A 17,979-nucleotide genomic window follows, 5' to 3' on the forward strand; every position below is an offset into this window, starting at 1 on the left:
CCGGGATCAGGGCAGGGGCAAACCTGCCAGCCGTAGCAACTGTGCAGTTTCGTACAGGGGCAGGCCCATGATGCCGGAATGGCTGCCTTCGATATGCTCGACGAACAGCGCGGCGCTGCCCTGGATGCCGTAGCCGCCGGCCTTGTCGTACGGTTCCGGCGTGGCGCAATACGCGGCGATCGAGGCGGGCGAGAGCACGCCGAAGCGCACTTGCGACACTTGCGTGCGCTGCTCGGCGAAATCCTTGTAGTGCACGGCGATTGAGGTGAGCACCTCGTGCGTGCGGCCCGACAGCTGCTGCAGCATCGCCACGGCCTCGAGGCGGTTGGCCGGCTTGCCGAGGATGATGCCGTCGATGGTGACGGTGGTGTCGGCTGCCAGCACGGGGCGCGGGGTCAGGTGGCGGCGGCGCACCAGGTCCCACGCGAAGGCGGCTTTTTCATTCGACACGCGGGCCACATAGTCGAGCGCCGATTCGCCGGGCAGGACTTCCTCGGTGACGTCGGCGCCGCGCGGGCCGTCGCTGCGCAGCAGCAGCAATTCGAAATCGACGCCGATCTGGCGCAGCAGTTCGCGCCGGCGCGGGCTTTTGGAGGCGAGGTAGATCTTGTGATCAGCCGTTTTCATGGGGAGTTCAGACGCGGTGGTAGGGGTGGTTTTGCGTGATCGACCAGGCGCGATACAGCTGCTCGGCGAGGATCACGCGCACCACGCCGTGCGGCAGGGTCATGCTGGAAATGCGCAGCATGCCCTCGGCACGCGCCTTGAGTTGCGGATCGAGGCCGTCGGCGCCGCCGATCAAAAAGGCGGTGTCGCGGCCATCCTGCTGCCACGCCATCAACTGCTGCGACAGGCCGACGCTGGTCAGATCCTTGCCGCGTTCGTCGAGGGCGATGATGCGCACGCCCTTGGGCAGGACGGCTTCGATGCGTTCGCGTTCCAGCGCCATCGCCGTGGCGGCGGTCTTGCTGCCGGAACGCTCCACCGGCTTGATTTCTTTCAGCACGATGCGCAATTCCGGCGGCATGCGCTTCGTGTATTCCGCGAAGCCCGTCTCTATCCAGGCCGGCATTTTATGGCCGACCGCAGCGATGATGAGCTGCATCGAGGCTTACGCTTCGACTTTTTTGATACGCTTGATCACGGTTTTTGCCGGTGCAGCATCGGCTGCCGGCTTGGCCGCGCGTGGGGCGCGTACTTTTTTCTCCGGCAGCGCTTTCAGCGCTTTCACGGCGGCTGTCTCGGTCTTGGTAGGCGCGACTTTCACGGTCTTGCCGACGGCTTTCGAAACGGCGGCTTTTTTCGCCGGGGCTTTCTTGGTGGCGGTGGCGGCCGTGGCTTTCTTCGCTGGCGCTTTCTTTTCGATCACGGGCGCAGCTTCCACATTGGCCTTGCTTGCCGCCAGATGGCCGCTGACCTTCTTCGGCTCGTCGCCAGCGGCTTTTTTCGGCGCGCGCTTGGCGGCACCCAGCTTGACCGGGGTGTCGCCCCAGATTTCTTCCAGGCGGTAGTAGGCGCGGATAGGTGCTTGCATGATGTGGACGATCATGTCGCCCAGATCGACCAGCACCCATTCACCGGTGTCCTCGCCTTCCATGCCGATGATGTCGCCGCCGGCGTCCTTGACCTTATTGCGCACCGAGGCGGCCAGCGCCTTGGTTTGACGGTTCGAGGTACCGGAAACGATCGCGATGCGGTCGAACAGGCTGGTCAGGTGACTCGTTTCGAAGACGGCGATGTCTTGGCCTTTGACGTCTTCAAGGGCGTCAACGACGAGGGTTTGCAGTTTTTTGATATCCATTTAGCTTTTGTATAAATTATGTTGTTCAATATAGTCTAGCACTAGCGGGGAAACAAGCGGGTTTGCCCGATTCCCCCGTTGTAATGCCGCACGTATTTCGGTGGCGGAGATATCCACCGCGAAGTCCTGTGCCAGATAAGTCAGACCGTGCGGCGTGTTGCGGATGCTTTCCAGAGACCCCAGGCGGCGCGAAAATGCATCGGCGACCACTTGCGGCACTGCGGCGTCATTCAGCGCGAAGCCGGGGCGGGCCGCGACGCAGATATGCGCGTATTCAAATAATTGCTGCCATTCGCGCCAGGTCGCGAGCCGCTGCAGCTGGTCGGCACCCATCAGGAAAACGATGGAGGCGCGCGATCCCAGCTCGGCGCGTACCTGGCGCAAGGTATCGATGGTGTAGCTGGCCTGGCCATGTTCGCTGCGCTCGATTTCCTGGCGGTCGATCACCACGGGCAGGGGCAGGCCGGCGAAGGCCAGGCCGGCCATCTCGGCGCGCTGCCGGCCGGTGGCGCCCAGCTTACCCTTTTGCCAGGGCGCGCCGGCCGGAATCACGCGCAGTTCATCGGCGTGCAGCAGGCTGGAAAAATGCTTGCCCAGGGCGACATGGCCGATATGCACCGGATCGTAGCTGCCGCCAAGCAGCGTCACACAGGGCATACTGCCCGCCGTACCAGTTTCCCTCACGCCTGCAGCCAGTCGCGATGCACGAGGAAGTCAGTATACAACGCCGCTTCGGGACTGCCCGCTTCCGGGTGCCAGTCGTAGCGCCACTTGACCACGGGCGGCATCGACATCAGGATCGCCTCGGTGCGTCCGCCCGACTGCAGGCCGAACAGGGTACCGCGGTCGAACACCAGGTTGAACTCGACATAGCGTCCGCGCCGATAGCACTGGAAATCGCGTTCGCGTTCGCCGTAGGGCGTGTCCTTGCGGCGTGCCAGGATCGGCACATAGGCGTTGATGAAGGCGTCGCCAGCGCTGCGCAGCATGGCGAAACTGTCGTCAAAGCCCAGGGCGTTGAAGTCGTCGAAGAAGATCCCGCCCGCGCCGCGCGCTTCGCGCCTGTGCTTCAGGTAGAAGTAATCGTCGCACCACTGCTTGAACTTCGGATGCAGTTCCGCGCCAAACGGCGCCAGCGCATCATGGCACACCTGGTGAAAGTGCTTCACGTCGCCCGCGTCGCCGTAATACGGCGTCAGGTCCATGCCGCCGCCGAACCACCATACGGGGGCGCCATCGGCATTCACGGTGCTGAAAAAGCGCACGTTCATGTGCACCGTCGGTGCGTAGGGATTGCGCGGATGCAGTACCAGCGACACGCCCATCGCTTCCCATGCCTTGCCACCGAGTTCAGGGCGCGCGGCCGCAGCCGATGGCGGCAGTGCGGCGCCGGTGACGTGCGAAAAATTCACGCCGCCCCGTTCGAACACATTGCCTTCCTCGATCAGGCGCGAAATGCCGCCGCCGCCCTCGGGGCGCTGCCAGGCATCGGTCAGGAAGGGCTTGCCGTCCTGCGCTTCAAGCGCCTGCACGATACGGCTTTGCAAATCGAGCAAATAAGCCTTGACGGCCGAAGGAGAGGGAGTTGACGACATCGCGTGGGCCGACGAGGCCGAAATAAAAAAGTAAGGACGGATTGTACCCTGTTACGGATTTTTGTGATAGCAAAACCGGCGATGCTGTTGCCGGCCCTGCTTTATTGAGGCGGCTTGTCCTGTATTACCTGCACCTCGAATTGGGGCGCATCCGCGCTTGGCTGGCGGGCGTCTTCCACCATGCTTGCCGCGCGCTGTTGCAGGTCCGTGCGTTTGATCGTGTCGGCCGGCTGCGCCAGCGGTGCCACAGGCACTGGCTGCTCGTGCTTGAACCATGCGCGTCCTGCATACGTCAGCATCGTCAGTATCGCCAGCAGCAGTGCCGCAGCCATGATGGTGGAAGGGCGCGGGCGGGGCCGGCCATACTGGGTCGGCGGTTTGCCAGCGGCGTCGACGATCACGCGCGCCAGTTCCGAGCCGTTCGCGCGCGTGCGCGCTTGCAGCGCCTTGTATTGCAACGGCGATAGCGTGCCGTGTTTCAGCATATGGCGCAAGGCCGCGACGGGCGTGGCGGCCAGGTGACCGGCCGGCAGGCTGTCGTGGGCGGCGTCGCGCTGAAACTGGTTGATCAGGTTCTGCTCGTACAGCGCGTCGACCGCCTCGCGGTTCACCTGCTGCAGCGCGGCGCTGGCCAGTTGCCGGCGTGGTTCGTCGGCAGGCAGCTCGCGCAGCATCTTGAAGAAACGCTCCTCGGGCACCAGTTCGGCGCTCAGCAGCCAGGCCAGCGTCCTGACCTGGCCGGCATTCATCGCCAGTTCCGGCACATCGATGTCTTCGGCGGCATTGTGTGCGCGCTGGATCTCAATGATCTGCAGTTCGGCCAGCGTATCGTCGTATTCGTCGCTGCTGATCAGATCCAGCTGCCGCAGCTCGCCGAGCGGTTTGAGGCGCGGATCGGTACTCATGGCTGCAGGCCTCCGGTCAACAAGCCATACACCATGGACATCACCAGGATCAGCCCCAGCACGATCAGCGCGCCTTTCCAGGCCGGTGGCCGCTGGTACGCGATGCGGTCGTGACCATGGCGCAGCCTGGACGCTTCCACGATTTCGCGCGCCAGTGCGCTGCCATGTTCACGCACGTGCACTTCCAGCGCCTCGAACTGCGCCGCAGGCAGGATGTCGTTGACCACCAGCCAGCGCATGGCGATCCAGGGCGTATAAAACATGCGGTCTGCTGGCACCGCCGCGTGCGCGGCATCGCGCTGGAACGGGTTCAGCAAATCGAGCTCGTACAAGGCGTCGACCTCGCGGCGGTTATAGTGCCGCACGCCGTCGGCCAGCAGCGCCTGCTGCCCGGGCGGCAGTGTGGGCATGCGCTTATCAAGGTCATTTTTCGGCAGCAGATCGGTCAGCAGCAGCCAGCCCAGGGTGCTGACCAGGTCGGCATCCTGCGCCAGTTCCGGCATGTCGACCGGTTCCGCGGGCGGGTGCAGGCGCTCATGGGCGGCGATATCGCGTTCCGAGTTGGCCTCGTCGAGTTCCTGCGCGGTGATCAGGCCAAGCTGGTGCAGCTGCAGCAGCGATGCGTGGGGCGGTTCGATATGCATGGTCTTACTCTGTGACCTTGGCCTGGCGCAGTTCGGCGGCAAATTGCGGCGTCACCGACCAGCCATTGCCGCTCGCGTCGCGCTGGAAGGTGAACTCGCCTTCCTGCATCACTGCCGTGCCGCCGTTGAGCATGCCCAGCAAGGCGTCATTGCGTTCGATCAGCAGGCGGCAGGAATAGACGCCCGGCGAGATTTCCTTGCATGGCGCCAGCGGTTCGATTTCGGCGATTTCGCGCGTGCGCTGCATCGATCGCGTCAGCGAAAAAGCTTGCCGTGGCTGGGGCATGATGCGCGCGCCATCCATGCCGTTGCGGAAAGCTTTTTCCAGCGCCTCGCGTCCCAGGGGCGTGGCTTGCTGGGCAAAGTCGCCATCCTGGATGGTGCCAAAGCGCGCCTTGACCAGCATTGGCTGTGCGCCCACATAGCTGATGCGGCGCTTGCTGCCGCTGTCGTCGCGCGCGACGGTATAGGCATAGTCCATCTTCTTGCCATCGAGTGCTATCGTGGCCAGGCAGCCACGGATATGGTGTGACGAAGCGTAACCCGCTTCTTTTACGTCGTGCAGGCTTGCTTTGCCCGTGCCTTCCGGCGCCGCGTTATTGAGCATGCGTGTCACGGTGGTAAGCGTGTTGGCGGAGTCGCACTCGGGCACGGAATTGCCGCTCATCGCATACCAGACCATGCCGGCCAGCGCCAGCGGCGCGCCGATCAGCCAGGCCAGGCGCGAGCCGGGAAACAGGCCATCGAGGATCACGCCGTGTACCGCCTTCTTGTGCTCATCCTGGCGCCCTTGCGCATGCCGGACCACACGTTTTGCGTCGTCGCTGCCGCCGGACTCGATGCGCTGGGCCACGGACTTGAATTGCGCGCGCGGCAGCAGTCCCACATGCAGCATCCAGTTCAGTGCCTCGCCCGGCGTGGGCAGCAAAACATCGCCCGGCAGGTGCTGCAGCGCCTGTTGATAAAGCTCTGGCGTAATGATCGCTTCGTCGCGCAGATGATCGAGCGATTCGCGATTGAGCACCTCCACCACCTGCTGCAAGATCGACAATCGCAGCGCCAGCTCGTCGCCGCTGAAGTGGCGCGCCACGCTCGACGACAGGCTCGTCACATCCTCGGACGTAACGATCTGGCGCCGGTACAGCCACAGCAAGGTGTCGGGTAGCGGCGTGCCGATGGCGAGCTGCGGCAAGTCGGGATGCGCCAGCGCCTGCTCGCGCTGGCGGCGCGTCAGCAGCTTCAGCACATGCAGCGCTTCGACGGAGGTATGCGTGGACTCAGGTAGATTGCTTGTCATCGGAGGGACTTTATCAAGAATCAAGATGATAAATTTTACAATGCAATCTCGTTTCCCCAGCGTACTATTGAAGTTGCGCCTGATCCAGTTCTGTCCTGAACTGCGGTGTTACTGACCAGTTCTTGCCATTTTTGCTGCGCTGGAAAGTAAAGTCGCCTCGCTGCAGCACCGAGACTGCCAGCACCTTGCTTGCGGCAGCGGGCATAAGGTCGTTACGGGCCAGCAGCAGGCGGCAGGAAACTACGCCGGGCAATACTTCCTTGCATGGTGCCAGCGCTTCAATATCGCCAATTTCACGGTAGTGCTGCGGCGATACCACTGCGTTGAGGTTGGCATGGTAGAGCGGCTTGCCGCGCAGTGCATCCATGCCGGCCAGCACCGCATGCTTCAGCCCATCGCGCCCGATGGGCTGGCCCTGCTGCGCAAAGCCGCCATGCCAGGCGATGTCGGCAAAGCGCGTTTGCACGATGCTCGGATGCGCGTGGTCATACGCCAGCCGGCTTTTGCGGCGGCCTTCCACGCGCGAAATGGTCCAGGCGTACTGCATCGGCTTGCCGTCCTGGATGACGGTGGCCAGGCAGCCACGGGTTTTTTGCGACCAGGCATAGCCGGCCTGTTGGATATCGTGCAGGCTGAATTTGCCATCCGTGACCGCGGCCACGGTTTGTCTTGTGTCGCAGCGTGGCACGGCATAGCTGCTGAACCAGTACCAAGCCAGGCCGGCAACGAGCAGCGAGGCAAGCGCCAGCCAGGCAAGGGGGCTCACCGGGGCATCGTAGTCTGGTGCGGCAAGGCCGGTTGGTATGCTCATGGCGGGGAATGGGGGCAATCAAAATGAAAACGGGCCGGGCGGATCAATTCCGCGCCGGCCCGCCGTGTGATCGTTATGCGGCGATCAATGCTTCAGGCCGCGCCAGCCGATGTCGCGGCGGTACTGCGCGCCGTCGAAGTGGATTTTTTCCACGGTTTCATAGGCCTGCTTCTGCGCCATCTTGATGCTGTCGCCCAGACCCACCACGCACAGCACGCGCCCGCCGTTGGTGACCAGGCGCTCGCCCTCGATGCGGGTGCCCGCATGGAAGGTGACGGAATCGACCGTTTCGGCCGGGATGTCGCCGATCGGCGTGCCCTTGACGGGATCGTCCGGATAGCCGGCGGCGGCCATGACGACGCCAACGGCCGTGCGGCGGTCCCATTCCAGTTCCACGGCGTCGAGCGTGCCGTTGACGGCGTGTTCCATGACGGTGACCAGGTCGGTTTTCAGGCGCGCCATGATCGGCTGCGTTTCCGGGTCGCCCATGCGGCAGTTGAATTCCAGCGTCTTTGGCGTGCCCTTGTCGTCGATCATCAGGCCCGCGTACAGGAAGCCCGTGAACGTGATGCCGTCCTTGGCCATGCCCTGGATGGTCGGAACGATGATTTCGCGCATGACGCGCGCATGCATGGCCGGCGTGACGATGGGCGCCGGCGAGTACGCGCCCATGCCGCCCGTGTTCGGGCCCTGGTCGTGATCCTTCAGGCGCTTATGATCCTGGCTGGTGGCCAGCGGCAGGATGTTCTTGCCGTCGCACATGACGATGAAGCTCGCTTCTTCGCCGGCGAGGAATTCCTCGATGACGATGCGCGCGCCGGCGTCGCCGAACTGGTTATCGGACAGCATCATGTCGACTGCCTGGTGCGCTTCTTCCAGGCTCATGGCGACGACCACGCCCTTGCCGGCGGCCAGGCCGTCGGCCTTGATGACGATCGGCGCGCCCATGGCGTCGACGTAGGCGTGCGCGGGAGCGACGTCGGAGAAGGTCTGGTAGGCGGCCGTCGGGATGCCGTGGCGCTGCATGAAGGCCTTGGCGAAGTCCTTCGAGGATTCCAGCTGTGCCGCTTCCTTGGTCGGGCCGAAGATTTTCAGGCCGCGCGAGCGGAACAGGTTGACGATACCGGCTGCCAGCGGCACTTCCGGGCCGACGACGGTCAGGCCGATGTGCTCCTGCTGAACGAAATCGGCCAGCAATTGCGGGTCGCTGATGTCGAGATTGACCAGGCGCGCATCGCGCGCGGTGCCGCCGTTGCCCGGCGCGACATACACCATCTGTATGCGTTCGGACTGGGCCAGTTTCCAGGCCAGGGCGTGTTCGCGGCCGCCAGAGCCGACTACCAGAATTTTCATAGGGACCGTTCGTTCAGTGTGGGTTGCAGGGCGGCGGTGCCGCCCTTGTGTGCAGAGTGATTAATTCTCAATGAGGGCGTTGGTGAACACTTCCTGGACATCGTCCAGCAGCTCCAGCGCATCGATCAGCTTTTGCATCTTGATGGCGTCGTCGCCCGCATACACGGTTTCCGTCGCCGGCTTCATGATGACTTCGGCAACTTCCGCCTTGAAGCCGGCCGCTTCCAGCGCTTCCTTGACGGCGGCGAAATCGTGCACGGGAGTGACCACTTCGAAGCCGCCTTCTTCGTCGGCGATGACGTCGTCGGCGCCCGCTTCCAGGGCCGCTTCCATCAGCTTGTCCTCGTCGGTGCCCGGCGCGAACAGCAGCTGGCCGCAATGCTGGAACATGAAGGCGACGGAGCCTTCGTTGCCCATGTTGCCGCCGTTCTTGTTGAAGGCGTTGCGCACTTCAGCCACCGTGCGCACCTTGTTGTCGGTCATGCATTCGACGATGACGGCCGCGCCGCCCACGCCGTAGCCTTCGTAGCGCACTTCTTCATAGTTGGCGCCATCGACGCCGCCGCTGCCGCGGTTGATCGCGCGCTGGACGTTGTCTTTCGGCATGTTCGCATCGGCCGCCTTGTCGACTGCCAGGCGCAGGCGCGGATTGGTGATGGCGTCGGCGCCGCCCATGCGGGCCGCGACCGTGATTTCCTTGATCAGGCGCGTCCAGATTTTGCCGCGCTTGGCATCGGTGGCAGCCTTTTTATGCTTGATATTGGCCCATTTGCTATGTCCTGCCATGTCGAATCTTCCTTAGACGGGTGTTCAATTGTGGCCGACATTTTAGCATATCGGCCCCCTGCGAAGCGGCATGGCCGCGTCATCAGGATGACACAATCTGTTGCTAAAGTGACGCGCTTTCACCATATCGAGGGCGCGACATCATGGCAAGTCAAATGGACAGGCGGCAATTTCTGAAATTGGGCGGCTTCATTACCGTCTCCGTGGCCACCGTCGGCCTCGCCGCCTGCGGCAGCACCGATTACAGCGATCCTGGCGTGCCGCTGGCCTCGGGCAGCGACTGGAAATTCCCGCAAAGCGTGGCTTCGGGCGATCCGCGCGCCGACAGCGCCATGCTGTGGACGCGCGTCGTGCCCGCCAGTTTCGACGCCGTCGCGCCCGCCGTTGCCGGCAAGTCGGACGTGGCCGTGCGCCTGATCGTCAGTTCGGCCGACAATACGTCCGCCCTGGGCGGCAACACGGCCCTGGCCGGCACGCCCATCGTCGACGCCAAGTTGCCCCTGAAAGCCGATTTCGACAACACGCTGCGCCACAAGGTGACGGGCTTGCAGCCGGGCCAGGTGTATTTTTACCAGTTCATCGCCGGCGACGTGCGCTCCAACGTGGGCCGCTTCAAGACGGCGCCCGCCGCGACCAGCGACGTGTCGCAGCTGCAGTTCGCCTACCTGACGTGCCAGGACTGGAGCATCAACCACTGGGGCGCGCTGTCGCACATCGCCGCCAACGAAGCGCTCGATTTCATCGTCCACCTCGGCGATTACATCTATGAAACGGTGGGCGAAGCCTTCCAGAGCGGCGCCGTGGAAAGCCGCCACGACCAGCTGAAATTGCCGGACGGCACGTATAAAAGCGGCACGTCCGGCGCGAAATACGCGACCACCGTGGCCGATTACCGCTACCTGTACAAGAAATACCGCACCGATGCACGTCTGCAAGCCGTGCACGAACGCTTTGCCTTCATCGCCGTCTGGGATGACCATGAATTCACGGACGACGCCTGGCAGGACGCTTCCACCTATGAAGGCCTTGTGGCCGCCGACGGCAGCGATTTGCACCAGCCGGCCCGCCGCCGCAGCGCCAACCAGGCCTGGTTCGAATACATGCCGGCCGACGTCACGTTCGATAGCGCCGCGACAACGTTCCAGAACATCCAGATCTACCGCGATTTCCAGTTCGGCAAACTGATGCAGCTGGTGATGACGGACGAGCGCCTGTACCGCGCCGACCATGCAATCGCCGAATCGACCATCAATCCGGCCACGGGCAAGCCGCTGGGCAGCATCGGCAGCCGCTACCTGGTGCCGCAAGCGCTGTTCGACAGCGTGGAAGGCCAGAAGATGGCGGCGGCCACGAAAGCCGGCGCGGACCCGCTGGCGGCCGTCGGCATGCTGGGCAGCACGCAGCGCGACTGGTGGAAGGGCAAGATGAAGGCGGCCACGTCCACCTGGAAACTGTGGGGCAATGAAGTGTCCTTGCTGCGCATGGGCTTGAATGGCACGGATGCGATTGCCACCTTGCTGGCCCTGAGCGCCATGGCGAACGTGGGCAAGGGCATCGCCAGCACCTTGCCGTTGGTGGGCGGCAGCGTGCCATTGGCTTCCGCTATCGTGGCCGCCTCGACGGCGGGTGCATCGACGACCGTGGCACAGGCGGCGGCCATGGCGATTGCCGGCGCGGCCGCCAATGCCGGCGCGCAGGGCGCCGCTGCCGTGGGCGCCGGCTTGAGCACGGCCCAGGCCGGCATCACGGTGGCTGCCTACAACAGCGCTTCGCCGGCGGCCGCTGCGCAAGTGATCGCCTTCGGCTGGATCAAGCCGGATGTGCAGGCCAAGGGCGCCGCCTCAAGCTTTGTCGCCGCTTCCGGCCAGCAAACGGCGCTGGCGCCATTTTTCACGCGCTTCCTGCTCAATTGCGACCAGTGGGATGGCTACAACAGCGAGCGCAAGAATCTGATGGCGCACCTGAAAAACAATGCCATCGGCAACGTGGTGGCGCTGACCGGCGATATCCACTCGTTTTTTGCCGGCACGGTCAGCGACGACTTCGACGCGGCCGGCGGCGGCACGCCCGTCATGGTGGACCTGGTCTCGGCCGGGGTCAGCTCCGATTCCTTCTTCAGCTACCTGAAGTCGGCCGCCGGCGCCATGGGCGACATCGGCACCCTCGTCAGCTATCCGCTGGCCATTCCCGTCACGGGCCTGGGCACCGTCAATCTCGACGTCAACCTGCTCGACTACACCATGGGCAAGGCCGCTCCCACCGTCGACAGCCTGCTGGAGCAATTGCGCGTGCAACTGCGCGGCGCCCTGGCCGCCAAGGGCGTGCCGGAAGCCCAGCTGGACGCGACGGTCGCTGCCATGCAGGCGGGCTTGAAAGCGAGCACTGACTTCAATGCGACCCTGCTGGGCCTGGCGCAGCAATTATCCGGCCTGGGTAACAACCCGTGGATCAAGCACCTGAACACGGATGCGCAGGGCTACACGGTGGTGACCTTGACGCCGGGCAAGCTGGTGGCGCAGTTCAAGCAGGTGAATAAACTGGTCGGCACGGCGGCGCCGGCGAACGTGATTGCGCGGGTGACGACGGCGACGGTGACGGCGGGTGCGGCGGCGGTGGTCATTTCTTAAACTTATTTCTTAAACGTCAACCCCAAAGAAGGCTGGGGTCGGATCCTCAGGGTTCGACCCCGGTATTTGCCGTTGGGGTTATCAGCTTGCTTTCGCTTTTGCCATTACAATCTGGGCATGAGCTCCAGTTCCCCGCAAGCAACCCCTCCATCTATTCCCCGTTCCGTCTACCTCGGTGGCCTGGCCATCGCCGTAGGCGGGGCGGTATTGTTTTCCACCAAGGCCATCGTCGCCAAGCTGCTGTACCGCTACCAGATCGACGCCGTCACCCTGATCGCCTTCCGGATGATCTTTTCGCTGCCCGTGTTCGCCGTCATCGCCTGGTGGAAGATGCGCACGGAGCCGCCGCTGTCGACCAGCGACCGCTGGCGCCTGGTCGGGCTGGGCCTGGTCGGCTATTACCTGTCCAGCTATCTGGACTTCCTTGGCCTGCAATACATTTCCGTGGGTCTGGAACGGCTGATCCTGTTCCTCACGCCCACTTTCGTGCTGCTGATTACCACTGTGTACTTCAAGCAGCGCATCAGCCGCCTGCAATGGATGGCCCTGTTCACCTCGTATTGCGGCATCGTGCTGGTGTTCGTGCACGACTTGCAGGGCGGCGCCAGCAATGTGGCGCTCGGTTCCACCCTGGTGCTGGGCTCGGCCTGTTCGTATGCCGTGTATCTGCTCGGTTCCGGTGAGCTGGTGAAACGCATCGGCTCGATGCGCCTGGTCAGCTATGCGATGTGCGTGGCCAGTTTTGCCTGCATCGCTCAATTTTTTATTTTGCGTCCCGTCGAATTGCTGATCCAGCCCATGCCCGTGTATGGCTTGTCCTTGCTCAATGGCATCTTTTGCACCGTGATGCCCGTCTTCATGACGATGATCGCCGTCGAGCGCATCGGCGCGCCCGTCGCCTCGCAGGCCGGCATGATCGGCCCCGTGTCGACCCTGTTCCTGGGCGCCATGATCCTCGATGAACCGATCACCAATTGGCAACTGGCTGGCACCAGCCTGGTATTGGCCGGTATTTACTTGCTGTCGAAAAAGAAATAATTCCTCCACCCACTGAAAATGTCCTCACCATGAAAACACGCATCGCCCTGATTGCCCACGACAAGAAAAAAGATGACATGATTACCCTGGCGGGCGAATACCTGGATTTTCTCAAGGGCTGTGAACTGTCGGCCACGGGCACCACGGGCGGCCGCCTGATCAACGAGCTGGGCCTGGCGGTCGAGCGCAAGCATTCCGGTCCGTTCGGCGGCGACTTGCAGATTGGCTCGCTGCTGGTGGAAGGCTTGATCGATTGCGTGATCTTCCTGCGCGACCCGATGACGCCGCAGCCGCACGAGCCGGACATCAATGCCCTGGTGCGCGCCTGCGACGTGCACAACGTGGCGTGCGCAACGAATCTGTCGTCGGCGCACCTGGTGCTGTCGCAGCTGCAGGCGCGGGCCGTTGCTGCCGCCTGATTTACCCAGACAAGGAGATAAGCATGAGCGCAACGATTACCACCAAAGCCATCCGCGTACAGCGCGTGGGCGGCCCGGATGTGATGGAATATGTGGATGTGGAACTGCCGCCGCCGGGGCCCGGCGAGGCGCGCGTGAAACACGAGGCCATCGGCCTCAATTTCATCGACGTGTATTTCCGCACCGGCTTGTATCCGCAACCGTTGCCGAATGGCTTGGGCGTCGAGGGCGCGGGCATCGTCGAGGCGGTGGGCGAGGGCGTCACGGACGTGAAGGTCGGCGACCGGGTGGCCTACGCGGCGCGCATCAATGGCGCGTATGCGCAGCAGCGCAACCTGCCGGCGGCCCTGCTGCTGGTGCTGCCCGAGCGCATCGGTTTCGATACGGCCGCCGCCATGATGCTGCAAGGCTTGACGGTGCAATACCTGTTCCACCGCACGGTGGCGCTGAAGGCGGGCGACACCATCCTGTTCCACGCGGCCGCGGGCGGCGTGGGCCTGATCGCCTGCCAGTGGGCCAAGGTGCTGGGCGTGAACCTGATCGGCACGGCCGGTTCCGATGAAAAGGCGGCGCTGGCCAAGGCGCATGGCGCGGCCCACGTCATCAACTACAACACGGAAAACTTTGTCGAGCGCGTGCGCGAGATCACGGGCGGCAAGGGCGTTTCCGTGGTCTACGATTCCATCGGCAAGGATACGTTTACGGGCTCGCTCGACTGCCTGGCGCCGCTGGGCATGATGGTCAGCTTCGGCAACGCCTCCGGTCCCGTGCCGGCCTTCACCCTCAGCGAGCTGGCGTCGCGCGGTTCGCTCTTCATCACGCGCCCGGCCCTGTTCAGCTATGCCTCGAACCGCGCCAACCTGGAAGAGATGGCTGCCTCGCTGTTCGGCGTCGTCAGCAGCGGCGAAGTCAAAATCGAGATCAACCAGCGCTACAATCTGGCCCATATCGCCCAGGCGCACGCGGACCTGGAAGGGCGCAAGACGACCGGCTCGACCATCATCGTGCCATGAGCGGCCCACATGACGGCACGCCGAAATTCGGCCGCCTGCTGATCGTGCTGGTGTTGGCCGTGGCCCTGATCGGCGCGCTGACCTTTGCGGCCGAGGCGTATTACTCATAGGCATAGAACGCAGGCATAAAAAAACCGGCTGGCGCATCGCTGCACCAGCCGGCTTTTTTGTCTTGCCACGAAATTATTCTATTTTCACTTCGACCTTGCGGGGCACGCCGCTCTGGCCGGGGAAGTCGGCAAAGGCGCTCGCCACCATGGCCGGCATCACTTGCGGCGTGGCGCGCTTGTTGCTGGTCGATTGCACGGTCACGTCGTACAGTTTCTTGCCGTTGCGGTCATTGATCGTCACGCGCAATTCGCGTTCGTATTTGTGGCGCACGCTTTCCTCGACATCCATCGGACCATACCAATAGGGGTTGTAGCCGAAGCGGCCATAGCCTGGCCATGCGCCGTAGCGGTAGCCATAGCGGCCAGGCCAGTAGCCGGGGCCATACCAGAATGGGTCGGTGGCTTGCAGCACGCGCTCAGGATAGTCGACGGTGGAAAAATGCATCGCCACGCGCAAATTGGCTGCCGCAGGGCCGGATGCTTCGCCGAAGCCGTGTTTGGCCAGTTCCGCGCGCACCAGGTTCTGGTAGCTGCGGTATTCCAGCGTGTCGTTTTCCGCCGCTGGCGCTTCGAAGACGTACGATTTGTCCTGCAATTGCGCAGGCCACTCATGGAAAACGGTCACATCGCTGCGTATGGTGGTGGCACATCCGGTGAGCAACACGGTCAATGCGGCCATCATGATGGTGAGATATCGTTTCATTGCATGACCTCCTGATTAGTAGACGCAATTCATCGCTTAGTATTATAAGAATAGTTCTATTTGTTTCCATTCATTATTACAGAATGTTACCTGGTATGTCGCCGTGTAAGGGAATCCAACATTCCTGCGCTGAATCGCGACGATCGGGGGCTGGTGTTGGTAAAATAGGCTTTTGCCTCCGCTCCCACCCAAATCCCTATGCGCACAGACAGCCCTCAGACGATTTACCGCAAAGATTACACGCCGCCCAGCTTCCTGGTCGACAGCGTCGAACTTGGTTTCGATCTCGATCCCGCCCGCACAGTGGTGGCGAGCCGGATCCGCATGCGCCACAACCCGGCCAGCTCCAGCCGCAGCATCGAATTGCACGGCGAACACATCGAGCTGGTGCTGGTGCGCCTGAATGGCAAGCAGCTGAAACCGTCGCAATACAAGCTGACGGCCGGCATGCTGACCATCCCCAAGGCGCCGGACGAGGTGCTGCTCGATATCGAGACCGTGCTGGCGCCGCAGGACAATACCTCGCTGTCCGGCCTGTACGTGTCGAACCATAATTTCTTCACGCAGTGCGAAGCGGAGGGCTTCCGCCGCATCACCTTCTTCCCGGATCGTCCGGACGTGATGGCCAAATATACGGTCATGCTGCGCGCCGACAAGGAACACTATCCGGTGCTGCTATCGAACGGCAACCTGATCGAAGAGGGCGACCTGGGCGACGGCCGCCATTACGCCAAGTGGGAAGACCCGTTCAAGAAGCCGTCCTACCTGTTCGCCCTGGTGGCGGCGCGCCTGGTGTGCCAGGAAGAGCGCTACACCTTGAAGTCGGGCCGCGAAGTGCTGCTGCAGGTGTGGGTGGAAGAGGGCAACCTCGATAAGACCGACTACGCCATGCAGTCGCTGAAAAACTCCATCCGCTGGGACGAGGAGCGCTTCGGCCTGGAACTGGACCTGGACCGCTTCATGATCGTCGCCGTGGGCGATTTTAATATGGGCGCCATGGAAAACAAGGGCCTGAACATCTTCAATACCAAGTACGTGCTGGCCAATCCGCGCGTGGCAACGGACGTCGATTACGCGGGCATCGAAGCGGTGGTGGGCCACGAATACTTCCATAACTGGACCGGCAACAGGGTCACGTGCCGCGACTGGTTCCAGCTGTCGCTGAAGGAAGGCTTGACCGTGTTCCGCGACCAGGAATTCTCGGCCGACATGATCGGCACGGACACGGGCCGCGCCGTCACGCGCATCGACCAGGTGCGCACCTTGCGCCAGGCGCAGTTCCCGGAAGACGCAGGCCCGATGGCGCATCCCGTGCGTCCCGACTCTTTTGTGGAGATCAATAACTTTTATACGGTCACCATCTACGAAAAGGGCGCCGAAGTGGTGCGCATGTACCAGACCCTGGTGGGCCGCGACGGTTTCCGCAAGGGCATGGACCTGTATTTTGAACGCCACGATGGCCAGGCCGTCCAGTGCGACGACTTCCGCGCCGCCATGGCGGACGCGAATGGCCGCGACTTCACCCAGTTCGAGCGCTGGTACAGCCAGGCCGGCACGCCCGTCGTCACCGCTTCTACGCGCTACGACGCCGCCAGCCGGACGTTCGAGCTGACCCTGGCGCAAAGCTGTCCTGCAACGCCGGGCCAGCCGAAAAAACTGCCGTTCCACATTCCCGTCACCGTCGGCTTGCTGGCTGCCGATGGCCGCGACCTGCCGCTGCACGTGGATGGCGTGGCGTCGGACGGCGCCACCAGCGTCGTGCTGGAATTGACGCAGGCGTCGCAGACTTTCCGCTTCAATAACGTGGCAGAAGCGCCAGTGCCATCGCTGCTGCGCGACTTTTCCGCGCCCGTGGTGCTGGAATACGATTACACCGATGAACAGCTGCTGCACCTGTTCCGCCACGACAGCGATCCCGTCAACCGCTGGGAAGCGGGCCAGCGCCTGGCCATGGAGCGCCTGCTGAAACTGACCGCCGCCGTCGCCACCGGCGAGGCCCTGGCGCTGGACGACACCTTCATCGCAGCGCAGCGCGCCCTGCTGGCCGATGAGACGCTCGATCCTGCCTTCCGCGAGCTGGCCCTGATCCTGCCGTCGGAAACCATCATCGCCGAGCGCATGGCGCAAGTCGACCCGCAGGCGATCCATGCGGCGCGCCAGTTCATGCGCACTACCATCGCTGCAGCCCTGAAACCTGAATTGCTGGCGCAGTACCACGCCAACCAGACGCCGGGCGAATACAGCCCGGACGCCCTGTCGGCCGGCAAGCGCGGCTTGAAAAACCTGGCCCTGTCGTATTTGCTGATCGCGCCCGAAGCGGCGGAGCTGGACCTGGCGCGGCTGCAGTTCGATAATGCCGGCAACATGACGGACCGCGCCGCGGCGCTGGCGGCGCTGATTCATTCCGGCTCGCAGCCGCACGCGCAGGCTGCCTTGAGCAGTTTCTATGCCGACTTCGAGAACGAGGCGCTGGTGGTCGACAAGTGGTTCGCCATGCAGGCGGCCGCGCCGACGACCGACGTGCAAGCCGTGCGCCAACTGATGACGCATCCGGCCTTCACCTTGAAAAATCCGAACCGCGCGCGCAGCCTGATCTTCAATTTCACCAACGGCAATCCATCGCAGTTCCATGCGGCTGACGGCAGCGGCTACGCCTTCTGGGCCGAGCAGGTGATTGCGCTCGACGCCCTGAACCCGCAGGTGGCCGCGCGCCTGGCGCGCTCCATGGACCGCTGGCGCCGTTACGTGCCGGCGCTGCAAAGCCACATGCGCGACGCGCTGGAAAAAGTCGCCGGCCAGGCCAGCCTGTCGAATGACGTGATGGAAGTCGTCAGCAAGGCATTGGCCAATTAACACTGCAATAACTCATTAAAATAA

Annotated in this window: 17 protein-coding genes; 5 read left to right on the forward strand and 12 right to left on the reverse strand. The window is 63.2% G+C overall.

Annotation, left to right across the window (positions count from 1 at the left end):
* Positions 1-6 precede the first annotated feature (6 nt).
* The 11 genes from AC07X6_RS19210 to AC07X6_RS19260 form a co-directional block, all read right to left on the reverse strand.
* Positions 7-627: a Maf family protein gene (locus AC07X6_RS19210; RefSeq protein ID WP_494792033.1), complete on the reverse strand. Its 621-nt coding sequence runs from the start codon at positions 625-627 to the stop codon at positions 7-9.
* Positions 628-634: 7 nt separating this feature from the next.
* Complete coding sequence (gene rlmH, locus AC07X6_RS19215) at positions 635-1,105, reverse strand: 23S rRNA (pseudouridine(1915)-N(3))-methyltransferase RlmH (RefSeq protein WP_494792034.1); 471 nt, start codon at positions 1,103-1,105, stop codon at positions 635-637.
* Positions 1,106-1,111: 6 nt separating this feature from the next.
* The gene (gene rsfS / locus AC07X6_RS19220) at positions 1,112-1,801 is read right to left on the reverse strand and encodes a ribosome silencing factor (protein ID WP_494792035.1); all 690 of its coding nucleotides are present in this window, start codon (positions 1,799-1,801) and stop codon (positions 1,112-1,114) included.
* Positions 1,802-2,458 (reverse strand): nicotinate (nicotinamide) nucleotide adenylyltransferase, encoded by a 657-nt coding sequence (gene nadD / locus AC07X6_RS19225; protein ID WP_230539864.1) that lies wholly within the window; start codon positions 2,456-2,458, stop codon positions 1,802-1,804.
* Positions 2,459-2,481: 23 nt separating this feature from the next.
* The gene (gene hemF / locus AC07X6_RS19230) at positions 2,482-3,396 is read right to left on the reverse strand and encodes an oxygen-dependent coproporphyrinogen oxidase (protein WP_494792036.1); all 915 of its coding nucleotides are present in this window, start codon (positions 3,394-3,396) and stop codon (positions 2,482-2,484) included.
* Between the two features lie 101 nt (positions 3,397-3,497).
* The gene (locus AC07X6_RS19235; RefSeq protein ID WP_494792037.1) at positions 3,498-4,301 is read right to left on the reverse strand and encodes a hypothetical protein; all 804 of its coding nucleotides are present in this window, start codon (positions 4,299-4,301) and stop codon (positions 3,498-3,500) included.
* Complete coding sequence (locus AC07X6_RS19240; protein WP_474292626.1) at positions 4,298-4,945, reverse strand: hypothetical protein; 648 nt, start codon at positions 4,943-4,945, stop codon at positions 4,298-4,300. The genes AC07X6_RS19235 and AC07X6_RS19240 overlap by 4 nt, the downstream gene beginning before the upstream one ends.
* A 4-nt stretch (positions 4,946-4,949) precedes the next feature.
* The gene (locus tag AC07X6_RS19245) at positions 4,950-6,242 is read right to left on the reverse strand and encodes a hypothetical protein (RefSeq protein WP_494792038.1); all 1,293 of its coding nucleotides are present in this window, start codon (positions 6,240-6,242) and stop codon (positions 4,950-4,952) included.
* 64 nt (positions 6,243-6,306) lie between these two features.
* On the reverse strand, positions 6,307-7,053 hold the full coding sequence (locus AC07X6_RS19250; RefSeq protein ID WP_494792039.1) for a hypothetical protein: 747 nt from the start codon (positions 7,051-7,053) through the stop codon (positions 6,307-6,309).
* An 84-nt stretch (positions 7,054-7,137) separates the two neighbouring features.
* Entirely contained in the window at positions 7,138-8,406 is a 1,269-nt protein-coding gene (gene purD, locus AC07X6_RS19255; RefSeq protein ID WP_494792040.1) for a phosphoribosylamine--glycine ligase, read from the reverse strand.
* Positions 8,407-8,466: 60 nt separating this feature from the next.
* On the reverse strand, positions 8,467-9,192 hold the full coding sequence (locus tag AC07X6_RS19260) for a YebC/PmpR family DNA-binding transcriptional regulator (RefSeq protein WP_100428161.1): 726 nt from the start codon (positions 9,190-9,192) through the stop codon (positions 8,467-8,469).
* Between the two features lie 143 nt (positions 9,193-9,335).
* On the opposite strand from AC07X6_RS19260, the gene AC07X6_RS19265 reads away from it, so the two are divergent.
* The 4 genes from AC07X6_RS19265 to AC07X6_RS19280 all read left to right on the forward strand — a co-directional run bounded on the left by AC07X6_RS19265 (position 9,336) and on the right by AC07X6_RS19280 (position 14,289).
* On the forward strand, positions 9,336-11,819 hold the full coding sequence (locus tag AC07X6_RS19265) for an alkaline phosphatase D family protein (protein WP_494792041.1): 2,484 nt from the start codon (positions 9,336-9,338) through the stop codon (positions 11,817-11,819).
* Positions 11,820-11,936: 117 nt separating this feature from the next.
* Complete coding sequence (locus tag AC07X6_RS19270) at positions 11,937-12,857, forward strand: DMT family transporter (RefSeq protein ID WP_230539856.1); 921 nt, start codon at positions 11,937-11,939, stop codon at positions 12,855-12,857.
* Positions 12,858-12,886: 29 nt separating this feature from the next.
* Positions 12,887-13,276: a methylglyoxal synthase gene (locus AC07X6_RS19275; RefSeq protein WP_230539855.1), complete on the forward strand. Its 390-nt coding sequence runs from the start codon at positions 12,887-12,889 to the stop codon at positions 13,274-13,276.
* Positions 13,277-13,299: 23 nt separating this feature from the next.
* Entirely contained in the window at positions 13,300-14,289 is a 990-nt protein-coding gene (locus tag AC07X6_RS19280; protein ID WP_494792042.1) for a quinone oxidoreductase family protein, read from the forward strand.
* A 183-nt stretch (positions 14,290-14,472) separates the two neighbouring features.
* Here AC07X6_RS19280 and AC07X6_RS19285 read toward each other — a convergent pair whose 3' ends face one another.
* A complete protein-coding gene (locus AC07X6_RS19285; RefSeq protein WP_474292611.1) occupies positions 14,473-15,102 on the reverse strand; it encodes a DUF4136 domain-containing protein in 630 nt (209 codons plus the stop codon).
* Positions 15,103-15,300: 198 nt separating this feature from the next.
* On the opposite strand from AC07X6_RS19285, the gene pepN reads away from it, so the two are divergent.
* Entirely contained in the window at positions 15,301-17,955 is a 2,655-nt protein-coding gene (gene pepN, locus AC07X6_RS19290; protein WP_494792043.1) for an aminopeptidase N, read from the forward strand.
* Positions 17,956-17,979: the final 24 nt, after the last annotated feature.

The sequence above is a fragment of the Janthinobacterium sp. GW460-12-1-14-LB5 genome, assembly GCF_059423585.1.

Excerpts from the sequence above, each read along its gene's own strand:
- AC07X6_RS19210 (WP_494792033.1), bottom strand. The coding sequence starts at position 627 with ATGAAAACGGCTGATCACAAGATCTACCTCGCCTCCAAAAGCCCGCGC.
- rlmH (WP_494792034.1), bottom strand. The coding sequence starts at position 1,105 with ATGCAGCTCATCATCGCTGCGGTCGGCCATAAAATGCCGGCCTGGATA.
- rsfS (WP_494792035.1), bottom strand. The coding sequence starts at position 1,801 with ATGGATATCAAAAAACTGCAAACCCTCGTCGTTGACGCCCTTGAAGAC.
- nadD (WP_230539864.1), bottom strand. The coding sequence starts at position 2,458 with ATGCCCTGTGTGACGCTGCTTGGCGGCAGCTACGATCCGGTGCATATC.
- hemF (WP_494792036.1), bottom strand. The coding sequence starts at position 3,396 with ATGTCGTCAACTCCCTCTCCTTCGGCCGTCAAGGCTTATTTGCTCGAT.
- AC07X6_RS19235 (WP_494792037.1), bottom strand. The coding sequence starts at position 4,301 with ATGAGTACCGATCCGCGCCTCAAACCGCTCGGCGAGCTGCGGCAGCTG.
- AC07X6_RS19240 (WP_474292626.1), bottom strand. The coding sequence starts at position 4,945 with ATGCATATCGAACCGCCCCACGCATCGCTGCTGCAGCTGCACCAGCTT.
- AC07X6_RS19245 (WP_494792038.1), bottom strand. The coding sequence starts at position 6,242 with ATGACAAGCAATCTACCTGAGTCCACGCATACCTCCGTCGAAGCGCTG.
- AC07X6_RS19250 (WP_494792039.1), bottom strand. The coding sequence starts at position 7,053 with ATGAGCATACCAACCGGCCTTGCCGCACCAGACTACGATGCCCCGGTG.
- purD (WP_494792040.1), bottom strand. The coding sequence starts at position 8,406 with ATGAAAATTCTGGTAGTCGGCTCTGGCGGCCGCGAACACGCCCTGGCC.
- AC07X6_RS19260 (WP_100428161.1), bottom strand. The coding sequence starts at position 9,192 with ATGGCAGGACATAGCAAATGGGCCAATATCAAGCATAAAAAGGCTGCC.
- AC07X6_RS19265 (WP_494792041.1), top strand. The coding sequence starts at position 9,336 with ATGGCAAGTCAAATGGACAGGCGGCAATTTCTGAAATTGGGCGGCTTC.
- AC07X6_RS19270 (WP_230539856.1), top strand. The coding sequence starts at position 11,937 with ATGAGCTCCAGTTCCCCGCAAGCAACCCCTCCATCTATTCCCCGTTCC.
- AC07X6_RS19275 (WP_230539855.1), top strand. The coding sequence starts at position 12,887 with ATGAAAACACGCATCGCCCTGATTGCCCACGACAAGAAAAAAGATGAC.
- AC07X6_RS19280 (WP_494792042.1), top strand. The coding sequence starts at position 13,300 with ATGAGCGCAACGATTACCACCAAAGCCATCCGCGTACAGCGCGTGGGC.
- AC07X6_RS19285 (WP_474292611.1), bottom strand. The coding sequence starts at position 15,102 with ATGAAACGATATCTCACCATCATGATGGCCGCATTGACCGTGTTGCTC.
- pepN (WP_494792043.1), top strand. The coding sequence starts at position 15,301 with ATGCGCACAGACAGCCCTCAGACGATTTACCGCAAAGATTACACGCCG.